Origin of the sequence: Streptococcus suis (assembly GCF_024509555.1) — a bacterium.
Classification (GTDB): Bacteria; Bacillota; Bacilli; order Lactobacillales; family Streptococcaceae; genus Streptococcus; species Streptococcus suis_AD.
In genome coordinates this window covers 1-14,974 of sequence record NZ_JAMWEL010000033.1, presented here as the reverse complement: position 1 = coordinate 14,974, position 14,974 = coordinate 1, and the positions used below count along the sequence as shown (strand labels likewise).

10 protein-coding genes and 2 pseudogenes are annotated in these 14,974 nt (G+C 37.8%); 11 read left to right on the top strand and 1 reads right to left on the bottom strand.

The genetic code is table 11. From position 1 onward, the window contains the following. The first annotated feature begins 228 nt into the window (after window positions 1-228). The 11 genes and pseudogenes from ychF to NF418_RS10090 all read left to right on the top strand — a co-directional run bounded on the left by ychF (window position 229) and on the right by NF418_RS10090 (window position 13,090). Window positions 229-1,344, top strand: coding sequence for a redox-regulated ATPase YchF (ychF, locus tag NF418_RS10140; RefSeq protein ID WP_024389193.1), 1,116 nt, complete (start codon window positions 229-231; stop codon window positions 1,342-1,344). Between the two features lie 55 nt (window positions 1,345-1,399). Then, a complete protein-coding gene (pth, locus tag NF418_RS10135) occupies window positions 1,400-1,969 on the top strand; it encodes an aminoacyl-tRNA hydrolase (protein ID WP_029944234.1) in 570 nt (189 codons plus the stop codon). Beyond that, a complete protein-coding gene (gene mfd, locus NF418_RS10130; protein ID WP_256779512.1) occupies window positions 1,969-5,463 on the top strand; it encodes a transcription-repair coupling factor in 3,495 nt (1,164 codons plus the stop codon). The genes pth and mfd overlap by 1 nt, the downstream gene beginning before the upstream one ends. Before the next feature lie 50 nt (window positions 5,464-5,513). Further along, window positions 5,514-5,786 (top strand): RNA-binding S4 domain-containing protein, encoded by a 273-nt coding sequence (locus tag NF418_RS10125; RefSeq protein WP_105109312.1) that lies wholly within the window; start codon window positions 5,514-5,516, stop codon window positions 5,784-5,786. Beyond that, window positions 5,773-6,138 (top strand): FtsB family cell division protein, encoded by a 366-nt coding sequence (locus NF418_RS10120; protein WP_172000178.1) that lies wholly within the window; start codon window positions 5,773-5,775, stop codon window positions 6,136-6,138. Before NF418_RS10125 ends, NF418_RS10120 begins: the two co-directional genes overlap by 14 nt. A 14-nt stretch (window positions 6,139-6,152) precedes the next feature. After that, window positions 6,153-6,260, top strand: a complete 108-nt coding sequence (locus tag NF418_RS10115) for an SP_0009 family protein (protein WP_373325959.1) — start codon at window positions 6,153-6,155, stop codon at window positions 6,258-6,260. Continuing rightward, the gene (locus NF418_RS10110; protein WP_256779510.1) at window positions 6,257-7,543 is read left to right on the top strand and encodes a serine hydrolase; all 1,287 of its coding nucleotides are present in this window, start codon (window positions 6,257-6,259) and stop codon (window positions 7,541-7,543) included. Before NF418_RS10115 ends, NF418_RS10110 begins: the two co-directional genes overlap by 4 nt. After that, on the top strand, window positions 7,544-8,812 hold the full coding sequence (gene tilS / locus NF418_RS10105; RefSeq protein WP_256779509.1) for a tRNA lysidine(34) synthetase TilS: 1,269 nt from the start codon (window positions 7,544-7,546) through the stop codon (window positions 8,810-8,812). It abuts the gene before it with no gap. Between the two features lie 7 nt (window positions 8,813-8,819). Beyond that, the gene (gene hpt / locus NF418_RS10100) at window positions 8,820-9,362 is read left to right on the top strand and encodes a hypoxanthine phosphoribosyltransferase (protein ID WP_256779508.1); all 543 of its coding nucleotides are present in this window, start codon (window positions 8,820-8,822) and stop codon (window positions 9,360-9,362) included. 21 nt (window positions 9,363-9,383) lie between these two features. Continuing rightward, a complete protein-coding gene (gene ftsH / locus NF418_RS10095; protein ID WP_256779507.1) occupies window positions 9,384-11,357 on the top strand; it encodes an ATP-dependent zinc metalloprotease FtsH in 1,974 nt (657 codons plus the stop codon). 278 nt (window positions 11,358-11,635) lie between these two features. Continuing rightward, window positions 11,636-13,090, top strand: a pseudogene (locus NF418_RS10090) (IS1182 family transposase). A 255-nt stretch (window positions 13,091-13,345) separates the two neighbouring features. Here the strand turns inward: NF418_RS10090 and NF418_RS10085 are convergent. Continuing rightward, window positions 13,346-14,299: pseudogene (locus NF418_RS10085) on the bottom strand (IS30 family transposase). Window positions 14,300-14,974: the final 675 nt, after the last annotated feature.

Sequence of the window (14,974 nt, the reverse complement as noted above, 5' to 3'; positions counted from 1 at the left end):
GAGAGTTAAGTGTTTGTTTTTCATTGTCGATTGCCAACTTGTCCCATAGTAAGTTCTACCTTATTTCTTTGTCTCAGTCTAATTTCCAGTTTTTAAGACAGACTAGAACTTACTTTGAGAATTTAGCTTAAGCATTATTTTTAACGAAGCTTGCCAAACAGCAAGCTTTTTCTCTACTTTTCTGCTATAATAGTCATGATTGAATTTTTAATTGGAGAGTAAAAAAACATGGCTTTAACAGCAGGAATCGTCGGTTTGCCAAACGTTGGTAAATCAACCCTATTTAACGCAATTACCAAGGCAGGAGCTGAAGCTGCAAACTATCCTTTCGCGACTATTGATCCAAACGTCGGCATGGTGGAAGTGCCCGATGAGCGTTTGCAGAAGTTGACAGAACTCATCACCCCTAAAAAGACTGTCCCAACGACTTTTGAATTTACTGATATTGCCGGTATCGTAAAAGGTGCTTCTAAAGGTGAAGGACTTGGAAATAAATTCTTGGCCAATATCCGTGAGGTTGACGCCATTGTCCACGTGGTGCGTGCCTTTGACGATGAAAATGTCATGCGTGAACAAGGCCGTGAAGACGCCTTTGTGGATCCAATCGCAGATATTGATACTATTAACTTAGAATTGATTTTGGCGGATCTAGAGAGCATCAACAAGCGTTATGCGCGTGTAGAAAAAATGGCCCGTACGCAAAAAGACAAGGATTCTGTCGCAGAATTTGCAGTTCTTGAAAAAATCAAACCTGTCCTAGAGGACGGAAAATCTGCCCGTACAGTTGACTTCACAGATGAAGAACAAAAAATCGTCAAGCAACTTTTCCTTTTGACGACCAAGCCAGTCCTCTATGTTGCCAATGTCGATGAAGATAAGGTAGCTGATCCTGAGTCTATCAGCTATGTTCAGCAAATCCGTGACTTTGCGGCAACAGAAAATGCAGAAGTTGTAGTAATTTCTGCGCGTGCTGAAGAGGAAATTTCAGAGTTGGACGATGAGGACAAGGGGGAGTTTTTGGAAGCCCTCGGCTTGACAGAATCTGGCGTGGATAAATTGACCCGTGCAGCCTACCACTTGCTTGGACTTGGAACTTACTTTACCGCAGGGGAAAAAGAAGTGCGTGCTTGGACCTTCAAGCGTGGCATGAAAGCTCCTCAATGTGCTGGTATTATCCACTCAGACTTCGAAAAAGGCTTTATCCGTGCCGTTACCATGTCCTACGATGATTTAATGACCTACGGCTCTGAGAAGGCTGTTAAAGAAGCAGGACGCCTTCGAGAAGAAGGAAAAGAATATGTGGTTCAAGATGGGGACATCATGGAGTTCCGCTTTAACGTCTAATAGAAAATCAGGTTGGAAAGCATTTTCCAGCCTTTTGGTATGTAAGGAGAAAAAAATGACACGATTGATCATCGGTCTGGGAAATCCCGGAGACCGTTATTTTGAAACAAAACATAACGTTGGTTTTATGTTGCTGGATAAGATTGCCAAACGTGAAAATGTGACCTTTAGTCACGATAAGATTTTCCAAGCAGACATTGCCACAACCTTTATTGACGGTGAAAAAATTTACCTGGTCAAACCAACGACTTTCATGAATGAATCGGGTAAGGCTGTTCATGCCTTGATGGCCTATTATGGTCTAGATGAGACTGATATTTTGGTGGCTTATGATGATTTGGATATGGCTGTTGGAAAAATCCGTTTCCGTCAAAAAGGATCAGCTGGTGGCCACAATGGGATTAAATCCATTGTCAAGCATATTGGAACACAAGAATTTGACCGCATTAAAATCGGCATCGGCCGTCCCAAAGGAAAAATGAGCGTTGTAAATCATGTCTTGTCTGGCTTTGATACAGAGGATCGTATTGAGATTGATTTGGCCTTAGATAAACTTGACAAGGCTGTCAATGTATATCTAGAAGAAGATGACTTTGATACCATTATGAGAAAGTTTAACGGATAATGAATATACTCGATTTACTTCATAAGAACAAGCAAATCAATCAATGGCAGTCAGGATTGAATCAATCAACACGTCAGTTACTTTTAGGATTATCCGGAACTAGTAAGTCATTGGTAATGGCGACAGCCTATGATAGTATGGCTGAGAAAATAATGATTGTGACTGCTACTCAAAATGAAGCAGAGAAATTAGTTGCAGATTTAACAGCCATCGTTGGAAGTGAGAATGTTTACAACTTTTTTACAGATGATAGTCCAATTGCGGAATTTGTCTTTGCATCAAAAGAACGAACTCAGTCAAGAATTGATAGTTTGAATTTTTTGACCAATCCAGCTCAATCAGGAATTCTAGTAGTTAGTGTGGCTGCCTGTCGGATATTGTTACCAAATCCAGAGGTTTTTAAAGCTTCTAACATCCGACTGGAAGTTGGAAAAGAAATAGAAGTTGACAATCTTGTAAAGCAACTTATCAATATCGGATATAAAAAGGTAGCTCGTGTCTTAACTCAGGGAGAATTTAGCCAACGAGGTGATATTCTAGATATTTTTGACATGCAAGCAGAAGCTCCTAATCGAATAGAATTTTTTGGAGATGAGATTGATGGTATTCGTATCTTTGATGTTGACAGTCAAAAATCCTTAGAAAATCTTGAAAATATATCCATCTCTCCAGCTTCCGATATCATTTTGTCTTCGGAAGACTATAGCAGAGCTAGCCAATATATTCAGACAGCCATTGACCAATCGACCCTAGAGGAGCAACAGTCTTATTTACGAGAAGTTTTAGCGGACATGCAGACGGAGTACCGGCATCCAGATTTGCGTAAATTCTTGTCCTGTATCTATGAACAATCATGGACCTTGTTGGATTACTTGCCAAAGAGTTCTCCCTTATTTCTGGATGATTTCCATAAAATCGCAGATAAGCAGGCTCAATTTGAAAAAGAAATTGCAGACTTGTTGACAGATGATTTACAGAAGGGTAAATCAGTGTCAAGTTTGAATTATTTTGCCTCAACTTACGCTGAATTGAGAAAATACAAACCAGCTACCTTCTTTTCAAGTTTTCAAAAGGGGTTAGGAAATGTAAAATTCGATGCTCTTTACCAATTTACCCAGCATCCTATGCAGGAATTTTTCCATCAAATTCCACTACTGAAAGAAGAACTAGCCCGGTATAGCAAATCAAAAAACACAGTCATTATTCAAGCGAGTTCTGATGTAAGTTTACAGACTTTACAGAAAACTTTACAAGAGTATGATATCCATCTTCCAGTACATGCAGCAGATAAATTAGTAGACGGTCAGCATCAATTGACCATTGGTCAGTTAGCTTCTGGCTTTCATTTAATGGATGAGAAGTTAGTACTTATCACTGAAAAAGAGATTTTTAATAAAAAAATCAAACGCAAGGTCCGTCGAACAAATATTTCCAATGCTGAGCGCATTAAAGATTATAGTGAGCTAGCTGTTGGTGACTACGTTGTTCATCATGTCCACGGGATTGGCCAATATTTAGGGATAGAAACCATTGAAATCTCAGGTATCCACCGTGACTATGTAACGGTTCAATATCAAAATGCAGATCGCATTTCTATTCCCGTTGAGCAGATTGATCTTCTTTCAAAATACTTGGCATCTGACGGAAAGGCTCCAAAAGTAAATAAACTAAACGATGGTCGTTTCCAACGAACCAAGCAAAAGGTTCAGAAGCAGGTAGAGGACATTGCGGATGATTTGATCAAGCTTTACGCTGAGCGTAGCCAACTGAAAGGTTTTGCTTTTTCGCCAGACGATGACAATCAGGTGGAATTTGACAACTACTTTACACACGTGGAAACTGATGATCAACTCCGTTCTATTGATGAAATCAAGAAGGATATGGAAAAAGATTCTCCAATGGATCGCCTTCTAGTTGGGGATGTCGGCTTTGGTAAGACAGAGGTAGCCATGCGGGCCGCCTTCAAGGCTGTTAATGATGGCAAACAGGTAGCTATCCTTGTTCCAACCACAGTTTTAGCCCAACAACACTATGCTAATTTCCAGGAACGATTTGCTGAATTTCCTGTCAATATCGATGTCTTGAGTCGTTTTAAAACAAAAGCAGAGCAAGAAAAAACGCTAGAAAAGCTGAAAAAAGGTCAAGTTGATATCATCATTGGTACTCATAGACTTTTATCTAAAGATGTTGTGTTTGCTGATTTAGGTTTACTGATCATTGACGAAGAGCAACGCTTTGGTGTCAAGCACAAGGAACGCTTGAAGGAACTCAAGAAAAAAATAGATGTCCTGACCTTGACTGCAACTCCAATTCCTCGAACATTACAAATGTCTATGTTGGGAATCCGAGATTTATCAGTCATAGAAACACCGCCGACTAATCGCTATCCTGTTCAAACCTATGTCATGGAAACAAATCCTTCCGTTATCCGAGATGCTATTCTCCGTGAAATCGATCGAGGTGGGCAAGTTTACTATCTTTACAACAAAGTTGACACTATAGAACAAAAAGTTTCAGAATTGAAAGAACTGGTTCCAGAAGCTTCAATTGGTTATGTTCATGGACAAATGTCGGAGATTCAATTAGAAAATACTCTCTACGCCTTTGTAGAAGGTGAGTATGACATTCTAGTGACCACAACGATTATTGAAACTGGTGTCGATATTCCAAATGCAAATACCTTATTTATAGAAAATGCGGACCACATGGGATTGTCAACTTTGTATCAACTTCGGGGGCGTGTTGGTCGTTCTAGTCGAATCGCCTATGCCTATCTCATGTACCGTCCAGACAAGTCCTTGACAGAAGTAGCTGAAAAACGATTGGAGGCTATAAAGGGCTTTACAGAATTAGGTTCCGGTTTCAAAATCGCCATGCAAGATTTGTCGATTAGGGGTGCTGGAAATATTTTAGGTGCTGCTCAGTCAGGATTTATCGATTCAATTGGTTATGAGCTCTACTCGCAACTCTTAGAACAAGCAATCTTGGAGAAACAAGGGAAGTCTGCTCAACGTCAGAAAAGTAATTCTGAGGTTAATTTACAGATTGATGCCTACCTGCCAAGTGACTATATTTCAGACCAACGAGAAAAAATTGAAATTTACAAGCGTATCAAGAATATTGACAGTCGTGTAAATTATCAAGGTTTACAGGAAGAATTGATTGATCGTTTTGGAGAATATCCAGACGTTGTTGCTTACTTGCTGGAAATTGGTCTACTTAAGTCCTATCTTGACCAAGTTTTCTGCCATACGGTTCTCAGACGACAACATCAAGTGACGGTTACATTTGAAGCAATGGCAGGTCAATTTTTCCTAACACAAGATTATTTTGAAGCCTTATCTGCTACTAAATTAAAGGCTCAAATAACGGAAAATAAAGGCAAACTAGCAGTTATTTTTAATGTTCAGCAGAAAAAAGACTATGAGATTTTAGAAGAATTGATTGCTTTTGCTGAAAAACTACAAGAGGTCAAGACCAGAAAAGCAGAATAAATTTCTCAATTAAATAAAAAAATGTTAAAATATATAGTTGAGGTAAAAATATGAGACTAGATAAATATTTAAAAGTTTCTCGCATTATCAAGCGGAGAACGGTAGCTAAGGAAGTTGCTGATAAAGGACGAATTAAAGTCAACGGTATTTTGGCCAAATCTTCAACAGATTTAAAAATTGATGATCAGGTTGAAATCCAATTCGGCAATAAGTTGCTAACTGTGAAGGTCCTTGAAATGAAAGATTCAACAAAAAAAGAAGATGCACTGAAAATGTATGAAATCATCAGTGAAAAAAGGATAGAAGCGGATGAGAAAATCTAAAATCCTACAATTGAATAATGATTTTATTCAATCAGAGCGTAAAAAAGTTCAAAGTAAACATGATATAAAGAAACAAAAAAATCGATTCATGGCAGCTATACTTGTCTTAGTTATGTTTCTCTTTATGCTTCCAACATATAATTTAGTAGGTTCTTATATTTATTTGCAGAAGCAAGAAAAAAAATTAGCAGAACTTGTAAATGAATACGACACTCTTGCAAAAGAGCAAGAACAAGAAAAAGCAATAGTTGCTAAGCTACAGGATGAGGAATACGTTGCAAAATATGTTCGAGCAAAATACCAGTATTCAAAGGAAGGGGAATTTGTTTACAATATCCCAGGGTTACCATGATGAGGCAGTCTATAATGGAAATTACAGGACAATTTTTAAAATTTTCCGACGAGAAATTAGAAGAATTATCTAAGAAAAATCAATCATTAAAGATAGAAGAAAACAAAGGTAAGAAACGATGAGGGACAAGCTGATAACATTGGTATGGTTATTGCCAGTGTTGCTGGGCAGTCAAGTAGTTGATAGTACAGAGATACCTGCAGAGCTATCTACTATTGATCGATATGAGGTCACCAATGTAGTATATGGTCAAGATTTTCAATATATTCCCCAATATCCCAATGTATACGAAGATACCTTTGTATATGAGGATATAGAATTAAGTAAGGTATCTCATACAATCAAGCCTGATCAAAAAATCAGTATTATAGGTGTATTTATTAATGCTCAAAATAAAAAAGTATTTCAAATAAAAGATGGTAGTTTTATTGCAGCAAGTCATGAAGTTCTCTTCGATGATGTTATTTTATCTGAAGAAGTTGTTGAGAAAAATTACTGGCTAAAACAGGGATTTCGCTTGGTTTCTTCCCCGATCGCTAGCCTAGCTACAGATGTGAAACATACTCTCAGTCCTTATCAATCTGTTAAAATTTCTAAAATTGCAAGAACGCATAGAGGAGAATTTGGTTGGATTGAGGGTAAGGGATGGCTTCTTCTTTCTGCCTTATCATCGGTTGATAATAGAATAGAGGCTGTCCAGAGACTGCTACAGGAAAAATATAATAAATCAAATCTAGGAATTTATGTAAAACAGTTATCTACGGGAAATGAAACAGGTTTAAACCAGGATAAAGAATTCTATTCTGCAAGTATCTCGAAATTACCAACATTGTACTATGCACAAAGTCAACTTAATTTGAATAAATTTTCTTTGGAGGATAAATTTAAATACATTAAAGAAACGGAAGATTACGATGGGGCTTATGCTGCTGCTGGAAGTGGCTCTATCAGCAAAGTTGTTGACAATAAAGACTATCTACTGAGTGATTTATTAAACAGAATTACAAAAGAATCAGATAATGTGGCAAGTAACATTGTAGGTTACTATGTAGCCAATCAATTTGATGAGGATTTTAATCATAGTTTAACATCTATCATTGGTCAAAAGTGGGATATGGTTACACGTGAAACATCGGCAGAAATTGCAGGTAAGGTCATGGAAGCGATTTATCATCAAGGTGGTTTTGTTTTAGAGAGTATGAAGCAAACCAATTTTGACAACCAACGTATTCCAAAAGATATTCCTGTACCAGTTGCTCATAAAATTGGTGATGCCTACGATTTTAGACATGATGTAGCCATTGTTTATGCAGAATCTCCCTTTGTTTTATCTATTTTCACGGATAAATCAAGCTATGATGAGATTACACAAATTGCAAATGATGTTTACGGGATTTTAAAGTAAATGAAAAATAAATTTTTAAAAGTGACACAGGATGGTCACTTTTTTGATAAACATAAGAAAGTTTTAGTGGCTGTATCAGGCGGCTTGGATTCCATGAATTTATTTCACCTCTTATACGAATTCCGGAAAGAACTAGGGATTGAACTTGGTATAGCCCATATAAATCATGGACAACGGGAGGAAGCTATTCTTGAGGAGAATCATCTCAAGCAATTGGCAGAAGAATGCAAAATCCCCTTTTATCTATCGCATTTTGAAGGAAGGTTTTCAGAAGAAGCAGCTAGGAAATGGCGTTATGCATTTTTTGCGGATATCATGGAGCAGAAAGGGTATACTGCTCTTGTCACAGCCCACCATGCTGATGATCAAGCAGAAACAGTTTTGATGCGTTTGATTAGGGGAAGTCGTTTGCGTCATCTGTCTGCCATTCAGCCTATCCAACCCTTTGCAAGCGGAGAACTCATTCGACCACTCTTGTCTTTTAAAAAGTCTGATTTTAACAATGTATTTCATTTTGAAGATGCTAGCAATCAAAGTTTAAACTATTTCAGAAATAGGGTAAGGAATACCTACTTACCACAATTCAAACAGGAAAATCCTAAAGTTGAGCTTGTTCTCAATAATCTGGCAGGTGATACCAGTACTCTATTACAGGCGTTACGAGATTTAACAAAAGATTTGTCTGTTACAGATTTGACAAGTTTTCGACAGCAAACCCAGTCTGTACAGACTTATTTGCTAGAGGAGTATGTAGAGAAATTCCCTGATTTGCAACTATCACGTCCGCAATTTAATGAGCTCCTTCATATTTTGCAAACAAAAGCGAATTATAGACATCTACTAAAAAATAATTATATTCTAGAAAAAGAGTATGATAGTTTCAAAATTTATAAAATAGGACCTCAGACGGATGAGCAAATAGAACCAATCATGATAGAATCAGAAGGTATTTTTTCTTATGGTTTGTATATTTTTTCACTCAATCACCCAATGGAAGATGCAGAGCAGGTTTTGCATTTTCCAAGTCATCTACCCATTCTAGTACGAGGAAGACAGGCGGGAGATACTATCCGAATAAACGGCGTCACTAAAAAACTCCGTCGCTGGTTTATTGACAATAAAATACCGCAGAAAGTTCGACAAGAGGCTATTATCATTGAACAAGCTGGTGAAATTTATGGAATTGCCAATCTTGCTAGCAGTGATTTGAGTAAATCAATAAAAAATGATATAATCAAAGCTACCTTATATATTAAAATGAAAGAGTAGAACAACTATGTTGGACAAAGATATTAAGAAAATTCTTGTTTCAGAAGAAGAAATTATTGCAAAGTGCAAAGAACTTGGTCAAATTCTAGCAAATGACTACGCGGACAAGAACCCTATTCTTGTTGGAATTTTGAAAGGTTCTATTCCATTCATGGCAGAATTGATGAAGCATATTGATACGCATATCGAAACGGACTATATGGTTGTTTCAAGTTATCATGGTGGAACGGAAAGCAGCGGTACCGTTAAGATTATCAAGGATTTGGACAATAGTGTTGCTGGTCGTCATATTATCTTTGTTGAGGATATTATTGATACTGGTCGTACCTTGAAGGAATTGAAAGAGCTTTTTGCATTCCGTCAAGCGGCTTCAATCAAGATTGCTACATTACTTGATAAACCAGAAGGTCGTGTAGTTGAAATTGAGCCAGACTATACTTGTTTCACTATTCCAAATGAATTTGTAGTTGGATTTGGATTAGACTACGATGAAAACTACCGTAACCTTCCTTATGTTGGTGTACTAAAAGAGGAAGTTTATACAAAATAGAAAAAGGTTTCCTACTATATTATGAACAATCAACCAAATAAAGGATTTATTAAAAATCCTTTTCTCATTATTCTAGTTATTGCGACTATTCTAACAGCATTCCAGTTCTTTAATGCCGGTCAGCAGGTTGCTACTCAAGAAATTAGCTATTCACAAGTTATTACTGAACTTAAGAATAACAATGTATCGGAATTGACCTATCAACCAGATTCAAGCGTTATTGAAATTACAGGTAAGTATAAGACAGAACAAACAGCTAAGGATGAGCTTGCCTCTTCCATTAAGTTATTCCAAGTCTCAAATTCTGTCACCTATAAAAACTTCAAATCTCTAATTCTTCCGTCTGAAACAAACTTATCAGAATTGCAAACCCTAGCAAATGAAAATGGTGTTAAGGTAACGATTAAGCCAGAAAGTTCTAATGGGCTATGGTTAAATATTATCTTTAATTTGTTGCCGCTTGTCATTGTCGGTGTATTCTTCATGATGATGATGAACCAAGGCGGTGGTGGAGCTCGAGGTGCCATGAACTTTGGGCGAAACAAAGCTAAAGCACTTGAACAGAGCAATATCAAAGTTCGTTTCTCTGATGTTGCGGGCGCAGAAGAAGAAAAACAAGAATTGGTAGAAGTAGTAGAATTTTTGAAAGATCCTAAACGCTTTACCAAACTTGGTGCCCGTATTCCGGCAGGTGTCTTGTTGGAGGGACCTCCAGGAACAGGTAAAACCTTGCTTGCCAAGGCTGTAGCAGGCGAAGCAGGTGTGCCATTCTTCTCCATTTCTGGTTCAGATTTCGTAGAAATGTTCGTCGGTGTCGGTGCCAGCCGTGTTCGTTCACTTTTTGAAGATGCTAAAAAAGCGGCACCAGCTATTATTTTCATCGATGAAATTGATGCTGTCGGTCGCCAACGTGGTGTCGGAATGGGTGGCGGTAACGATGAACGTGAACAAACCCTTAACCAACTCTTGATTGAAATGGATGGTTTTGAAGGCAATGAAGGTATTATCGTCATTGCTGCAACCAACCGTAGTGATGTTCTCGATCCTGCTCTTCTTCGTCCTGGACGTTTTGACCGTAAAGTGTTGGTTGGTCGCCCAGATGTCAAGGGCCGTGAAGCAATCCTTAAAGTTCATGCTAAAAACAAACCTCTGGCTCCGGATGTTGATTTGAAATTAGTAGCTCAACAAACACCAGGATTTGTTGGTGCTGATTTGGAAAATGTTCTTAACGAAGCAGCCCTTGTAGCCGCACGTCGAAATAAAACTGTCATCGATGCGTCAGATATTGATGAAGCAGAAGACCGTGTTATTGCTGGTCCGTCCAAGAAAGACCGTCAAGTTTCAGCTAAGGAACGAGAAATCGTGGCTTATCACGAAGCTGGTCATACGATTGTTGGACTTGTTTTGTCAAATGCTCGCGAAGTTCATAAAGTTACTATTGTACCTCGCGGTCGTGCAGGTGGCTACATGATTGCTCTTCCTAAAGAAGATCAAATGCTACTTTCTAAAGAAGATATGAAGGAGCAATTGGCTGGGCTTATGGGTGGTCGTGTGGCAGAAGAAATTATCTTTAATACTCAAACCACAGGTGCCTCAAATGACTTTGAGCAAGCAACGCAAATGGCGCGTGCTATGGTTGCTGAATATGGTATGAGTGAAAAAATGGGACCAATGCAGTATGAAGGTAGTCATGCTATGTTTGGTGGCCAGACAACTCATAAACACATCTCAGAACAAACTGCTTATGAATTAGATAATGAAGTACGTGATCTGTTAAACGAAGCACGCAATAAAGCAGCTGAAATTATTCAATCTAATCGCGAAACTCATAAATTAATCGCAGAAGCATTGCTCAAATACGAAACTCTCGACAGTGTTCAGATTAAATCTCTCTATGAAACAGGCAAAATGCCAGAGAATATTGAACACGATGACGAAGATGTTCATCCTCTCTCTTATGAAGAAGTTAAAGAGAAAATTAATACGAAAGACTAGTATACAGGTAATCTGAAAAAGATACTCTTATTATCCTATAAAAAACAAAATAGAGTAAGGCTGGATAAAACTAGCTACTTATATACAAAAGACGAGCAATCCAAAAAGGAGTTGCTCGTTTCAGATTGAAGATAAAGTCGTTAGAATTTAATTTGGGCTCTTTGTCAACTGTAGTGGGTAGACAAAATGCTAACACCTAGAGAGGACGAAATTCGGAGCCCACTGAAAAAGTCATCGTATGATGGCTTTTTTTGCTATACTAAAGGTGAGGTGATGGTATGCTTGATAATCAGTTGACTTTAGATGTCAGTCCTTATTCTACTCTGTATGATATTGTTGTTCCTAAGACTCATTTCTTACGTCAGTTAACAGATCTGTGTGATTTTAGCTTTATTTATGATGAGCTAGAAAAAAATTATCATCCTAACTTTGGACGTCGTGCCTACTCTCCTATCATGATGTTCAAGGATCTCCTATTGAAAGACATCTATCAGTTATCCGATGTGGATGTGGTGGAGCGCTCCTATTCTGATATGGCCTTCAAATACTTTCTTGGTTTAGCTCCAGAAGACCCTGTTATTGAATCGTCCTCATTGACTAAATTTCGCAAACATCGGATCAAAGATGAACGGTTACTTGATTTGCTCATCACTAAATCCGTTCAGATTGCGCTAGAGCTCGGTCTGATTAAAAGTAACATTCTCATTGTGGATGCGACCCATACCAAAGCTCATTACAATCACAAGAAACCCCAAGAAGTCCTCCGAGAACGCTCAAAAGCCTTGCGTAAAACAATTTACCAGTATTCGGAAGATATCAAGAGAGAATTTCCTAGTAAGCCTCAGGAAGATACTCTAGTAGCTGAATTAAGATATACACAAGAATTGATATCCGTCCCTGAGAAGCATGACGAATTGACTAGGATACCAGCTGTTTCACAAAAGTTTAATTACCTCAAAGAAGCTGTGGAGGATGACTTAGAGCACTTGGAGTCCTCTGTCAAGGAAGATGCAAGAATTAGTCATAAGTCAGCGAATATTTCCTTTTACGGGTATAAAGAGCATGAGCTATGACAGATGAACGTATTATCACAGCCTGTGTTGTGACGTCTGGTGAAAAAAGTGATGGTCCTGTTTTAAAAGAATTGTATCAAAAATCTAAGGAGAATGGTGTAACAATCGAAGCTATTGTTGGGGATAAGGCCTATTCTGGGAAGGATAATATTCAATTTACCAAGAAAGAACGTGTACATCTAGTCGCTAAGTTACATCCAGCTGTTTCAAAAGGCTTTCGTAGGAAGGAAGATGAGTTTTTCTATAACAAAGATGCAGGTCTCTTTGTTTGTTCTGAGGGCCATATGGCAACAAGAAAGGCAAAGACAGGGCGAACGGCGGGAAAATATAATTCTCAGGAAACCCACTATTTTGACATCCAGCACTGCCAAACCTGCCCTTCAAAAGTGGACTGTTAAAGAAGGAGCAAGGACTAAGACATATTCGATAACCCTTAAGAGCGATGAACATCTCTTTCAGAAGAGGTTTCAGGAAACGCCCTATTCTAAAGAAAAGGTGAAACATCGCTACAAGATAGAAGCCAAAAATGCAGAACTTAAAAACAGACATGGTCTTGATGTGGCTAGGGCATCAGGTCTTTTCAACATGGAGTTGCAAGCAGCTACAACCATATTTGTGGTGAATATGAAAAGGATTATAGCCCTAATCAAACAAAAATAGGGAAAAGCAAAGAGGAATCTATCCCAGCAGGAGATAGATCCCTCTTTTTTAATTTTAGTTGAACTGTAGAGGTTACTTTTTCAGTGGGCTCCGAAATTCGTTCTCTCTTTCTTTATCTCTTTCTTGTTTTTAGGAGATAAGCTGAAAAGGGCTCTCCACAGACCTTTTCACTGTTCAAAGCAATCAAAATCCGTTTTTTAAAGTTTTCATCTTCCTGAAACCAAAGGCATTTCTTCGCCAAATTTCAAGTTGAAGTTAGCCACCCAAAAGAAATTCACTCGGTGACTCGTAGTCCAAGCATTTTTTAGGGTAGTTGTTCACCAAATTTTCGATAAAAGCGACTTCTTTTGGAGAAGATTTTTTGGTTACTTTAGGCAACCATCTCCGAATCAATCGATTATGATTTTCATTCGTTCCCCTCTCCCATGAAGAGTAGGGATGTGCATAATAAATGTGTTCCTTAGGAAACACTTCAGCCAAACGGTTAAACTCTGAACCATTATCTGCAGTTATAGACAGGATGCGATGTTTTCTCAAGATTCCTTTCAGCGCCTGATTGACTGATTCGGCGGTTTTGTTTGGAATTAACCATATAATTTGATGCCTACTCCGTCGGTCAGTTAAGACTAACAGGCAATAATTTTTCAGCTTGGTCAGTAGAACGGTATCAATTTCATAATGACCATTTTCCAAACGAAGATTGATAATATCAGGATGTTCTTTAATGGATTTTCCAGCAGGCTTAAAGTTAGGAATGGCTTGCTTCTTAACACTTTTCCCTTTTCTAGGATAAAGCATATCCTTTTTGTTCAATACTAAGTGTCCATTGTGAAACCAATAGTAAATAGTTGAAATCCCCACTGGAATTTGTTTCTTTTTAACCATCATTTCGGGTGAAAATTTTTGTTTATGATAGTGTAAAATCTTTTCTTTGATTTCTTTGGTTAAGATTAATTTTTTACCGACCTCTTTCGATTGTTTTGGTAAACAGTCTGTGCGTAATCTGCTGAGTAGACCTTTTTATATATCCCTCTTCGCACTTGTTATAAGGTTGTACCCAAAATTGATCTCGTTATTAATGGTCTGAGAAGCCATTCCAAGTAAACCAGCAATTTCACAATTAGACTTGCCTTCCTTCTTCCACCGTTCGATCAGGCGACGGTTATCAATTGTCAAATGTTTTCCTTTTGGTGTATAATATTTTTGCAATTCTGTACCTTTCCTTGTGTTTGTGGTGAACTACAAGTATAGCACAGAGGAGTTTTCTTATACCATAAAATGGATTTATTTTGACAACAGGAACCCTTGAAACTGTTTTGGTAGCTAAACCAAGGCTACGGTTAGCCTTGACCATCTAGCCTAACTGCTTCAAGCCTGTTATCAAATGAAATCAATTGCTTACTCCAAGAGAGTAAAACATCTGAGTTTGATTAAGGTAAGGTGGCTAACTTCAACTTGAATTTGGCAATAAACAAAAGAACTCAAGTCAAAAAGAAAAAAATAAAAAAAGTATTGACATGAGCAAGGTAAGATGATAGAATGAATGAGTTGTCAAAACAAGCCAAGTTATCACGAAAAAGAAACGAAAAAAAGTTTCAAAAAAGAGTTGACAAAGCAAGTTGAAGATGATAGAATGATTGAGTTGTCAAATCTGAAACAAAACAACACGAAAAAAGAAATTAAAAAAGTTTCAAAAAAGTGTTGACAATCAGTTGAAGAAATGATAAACTAAGATAGTTGTCGCGAGAGCGACAAATAAGACCTTTGAAAATTAAAGAAGACGAACCAAACGTGCAGGGTGATTTATCGAATAGATAAATCGTCAATGACAAAAGAAAAACAATAAAACGGAAAGCTAGCAATAGCTTGAGTTTGAATCAAAAC

Coding starts and splice junctions, on each gene's coding strand:
- ychF (WP_024389193.1), top strand. CDS start 229: ATGGCTTTAACAGCAGGAATCGTCGGTTTGCCAAACGTTGGTAAATCA.
- pth (WP_029944234.1), top strand. CDS start 1,400: ATGACACGATTGATCATCGGTCTGGGAAATCCCGGAGACCGTTATTTT.
- mfd (WP_256779512.1), top strand. CDS start 1,969: ATGAATATACTCGATTTACTTCATAAGAACAAGCAAATCAATCAATGG.
- NF418_RS10125 (WP_105109312.1), top strand. CDS start 5,514: ATGAGACTAGATAAATATTTAAAAGTTTCTCGCATTATCAAGCGGAGA.
- NF418_RS10120 (WP_172000178.1), top strand. CDS start 5,773: ATGAGAAAATCTAAAATCCTACAATTGAATAATGATTTTATTCAATCA.
- NF418_RS10115 (WP_373325959.1), top strand. CDS start 6,153: ATGGAAATTACAGGACAATTTTTAAAATTTTCCGACGAGAAATTAGAA.
- NF418_RS10110 (WP_256779510.1), top strand. CDS start 6,257: ATGAGGGACAAGCTGATAACATTGGTATGGTTATTGCCAGTGTTGCTG.
- tilS (WP_256779509.1), top strand. CDS start 7,544: ATGAAAAATAAATTTTTAAAAGTGACACAGGATGGTCACTTTTTTGAT.
- hpt (WP_256779508.1), top strand. CDS start 8,820: ATGTTGGACAAAGATATTAAGAAAATTCTTGTTTCAGAAGAAGAAATT.
- ftsH (WP_256779507.1), top strand. CDS start 9,384: ATGAACAATCAACCAAATAAAGGATTTATTAAAAATCCTTTTCTCATT.